Genomic DNA, 3,050 nt, shown 5'->3' on the forward strand with positions numbered 1-3,050 from the left:
CATGAAGTGCCGCAGCCGCCCGCGCACCGGGGCGCGCAGCACCCACTTCGCGCCGACCGCCACCACCACGCCGAACACCATCACCCAGACCCGGTCGTTGACGTAGGTCAGCATGTTCACCGCGAGGCTGGTGATGTGCGCGGGCAGCAGGAACTCCACCAGCCCGCGCGCGCCGCCGCCCGCGAACCTCGGCGCCCTGCCCTCCTGCCACGCCGACACCGCCTCCAGCAGCAGCTCCACCGCGTAACCGGTGAGCACCGCGACGAACGGACACAGCCACTGCTGCTCGAACCCGAGCACGGTGTAGCCGAGCGCGTTGAACACGCTGATCGAGATCGCGAACCGCTTGAGCGCGGTGATCACCTTCGGGTCGTGCCTCGGCGCGCCCGCGGACTCGCCGCCCGCGGGCCCGCTCACCGCAGAACCCTCGCCCGCAGGCCCGTTCACCGCGGCCCCGTTCACCGCAGGCCCGTTCCCCGCCGCTGTCGTGCCCGCCACGTCACTCGCCCTCCTCGGCCCGCTCGCCCAGCCGCACGTCGTGCCAGCCCGGCTCCAGCGACAGCTCCTGCTCGTGCGCCTGCCCGGTCCGGTCGCGCCAGGAGATCCGCGCGCGCACCGCCCCGTCGTCCTCGCCCAGTCCGAAGTGGACCTCGTGCCCGCGCTTGCCGGAGTGCCCGCTGCCGCCGTCCACCCGGTTCACCAGCACCCGGCCCGACGCGGTCGTCACCTCCACCTGCGCGCCGATCACCGGCGAGCCCGCGCCGGGGAAACCGCTTTCCGGCCGCTGCCCCTCGTGGGTCAGCCGCAGCCCCAGGAAGTTCCCCGCCCGCTGCGAGGTGTTCCGGTAGAACACCGGGTCCTCCCACTGCCGGGACACCGCCATGTCGAGCCTGCCGTCCCCGTCCACGTCCCCGGTCGCGATGCCCCGCGTGGGCACCGGCACGTCCAGGCCCAGCTCGTGCGACAGGTCGCTGAAGAACCCCTCGTCGCCGGTGCGGGCGAAGAACGCGAACCGCTGGTGCCCGCCGACGTCGTCACCGGGACCGACCACCGGCCACCACAGCGGGTTCGCCAGCAGCGCGTCGTTCGCGGTCGCCAGCTCCTGCAGCTGCGGCCAGCGGTTCACCTGGCCCTTCACGAACCCGGTGGCCTGCGCGATCTCCAGGCCGCCGCTGTTGTCGAAGTCCGCGAGCTTGACGTCCCAGCCCCAGCCGGACCAGGCCACGTGCAGCGGCGCGCTCTCGTCCTCCCACACCGCCCGCCCCGCGCCCAGCTCGCGGGCCACCTCCGACCGGTCGCCGGTGGTGCTCAGGAACGCGAAGTGCGACTCCTCGATGCCGAACGAGGTGGTGATGTTGCTGACGTACATGTCGTACACGCCGTCGCCGTTGAGGTCGCCGAAGTCCACGCCCATGCCCTTGAACGAGTCCTGGCCGACGTTCTTGGACTTCGGCTCCAGCGGCCCGCGCGAGCCCTCGGCGATCCGGAACCGGATCGCGCCCGGCGTGGACTCGTTGTGCAGCAGGCGGTCCGGGCCGAAGTCGTGCGCCAGGTACAGCTCGGGCAGCAGGTCGCCGTCCAGGTCGTTGGAGCCGGACGCCAGCGCCCAGCCGCGCGAGGCCTCGTCCGGGACCACGCCCTCGGCGAGCTCGAAGCTCGCGGTCGGCCGGTCGCCCGCGCTGCCGCCGGTCCAGCGCAGCACGTGGTCCTCGCCGCCGTTGAGGGCGTTGGACATGGAGGCGTTCATCTCCACGCCGGTGCTCTGCGCCGGGTCGAGCACCGGTCCGTCGGGGAAGTAGTTGCCGATGTAGACGTCGTCGTGGCCGTCGCCGTCGAAGTCCGCGACCGTCGCCGAGTTCGAGTTCCAGCGCGGGCCGTCGTAGGTGGTGGAGCCGTTGCCGGGCACCAGTTCCACCGGCTCGTACGCGTCCTGCGCCAGCGCGGTGGCGTCCGCCCTGGCCAGGTGCAGGACCGGCGTGCGGCCCCACAGGTACACCAGAAGGTCGATCCGGCCGTCCTCGTTGAAGTCGCCGGGCACGCAGCCCATCGGCGCCATCACGTCGTCGACCGGCAGCGACCCCGTGGACAGGGCGAACGGCTCGTAGCGGGCCGCCTCGCCCGCCACGGGGGCGGGGGAGACGACGACCTGGTCGGTGCGCACGTCCACGTAGCACAGGTCGTTGGACAGCCCGTCGCCGTCCAGGTCGTTCAGCGCCACCGCCGAGCCGACCGAGGAGATCCACGCGCTGATGTGCGCGTAGCGCTGGTTCACCGGGCGGATCGAGCGCTGGGTGAACCCGCCGGGCAGGGCGATCGAGGCCGGGGCGAACCCGAAGCGGGAGGCGAGGTCCCGCCGCTCCTGCGCGGACACCTCCGGAGACCGGGCCGCGGTGAACGAGGCCGCGACGAGCACCAGCGCCAGCGCGCCGGGCAGTTGCCCGCGCAGCCATCGGGCTGTGGAGGACACGGGGGTGGCTCCTTCCGGGGACGGGGTTGCCGCGACGCCCGCGCGGCCGGGGTGCGCGCGGGACCCGCGCGGGATCGCCACGGGGGCGTCGGCGGGTTTCCGGGCGGGCGAACGGAAAAAGCGTCGCAGAGCCGATAGCGGCGGGGCTACTCCGGACTTGCTCACCCATTCGACCGCCACCCCGAACACGACTCCGATCACGGGTTCGACAACCGCACTGCTTGCGTTCTGAAATCGGTCGCCGCCGTTGTCGCGCCGTTGTCGGGGTCCCCCGGACAACACGCGCGCGTGAAGCCGGGAACCGCTGACCCGGAAAGGCAATCGGCGAGAAGTGCCGGCCCCGCGGGTCGTGTGATCCTCGTGCCGCGGGTCGTCCCCACCAGGAAGAGGTCAGGCATGATCACGCTGGAAACCGTGAACGTCGAGATCGACGGCCCCAGGGCCACCATTTACCTGAACCGCCCGGACAAGAAGAACGCCATGAACCCCCAGATGCACGGGGACGTGAACCGGGCGCTGGACGCCATCGAGGAAGCGGGCACCGTCAAAGCCGTCGTCGTCACCGGCAACGGCGACAGCTTCA

2 protein-coding genes and 1 pseudogene are annotated in these 3,050 nt (G+C 72.2%); 1 reads left to right on the plus strand and 2 read right to left on the minus strand.

Going from position 1 to position 3,050, the window contains the following annotated elements; translation table 11 throughout:
- Together ACTUAL_RS10635 and ACTUAL_RS10640 are read right to left on the minus strand one after the other, a co-directional pair.
- A pseudogene (locus tag ACTUAL_RS10635) lies at window positions 1-417 on the minus strand (enediyne biosynthesis protein); the annotation flags it as partial.
- Window positions 418-499: 82 nt separating this feature from the next.
- Window positions 500-2,467 (minus strand): CRTAC1 family protein, encoded by a 1,968-nt coding sequence (locus ACTUAL_RS10640; protein ID WP_096495222.1) that lies wholly within the window; start codon window positions 2,465-2,467, stop codon window positions 500-502.
- Between the two features lie 396 nt (window positions 2,468-2,863).
- On the opposite strand from ACTUAL_RS10640, the gene ACTUAL_RS10645 reads away from it, so the two are divergent.
- On the plus strand, window positions 2,864-3,050 hold a 187-nt coding region (locus ACTUAL_RS10645; protein WP_440900136.1), incomplete at its 3' end, for an enoyl-CoA hydratase-related protein.

It is taken from the genome of Actinosynnema sp. (genome assembly GCF_052038725.1).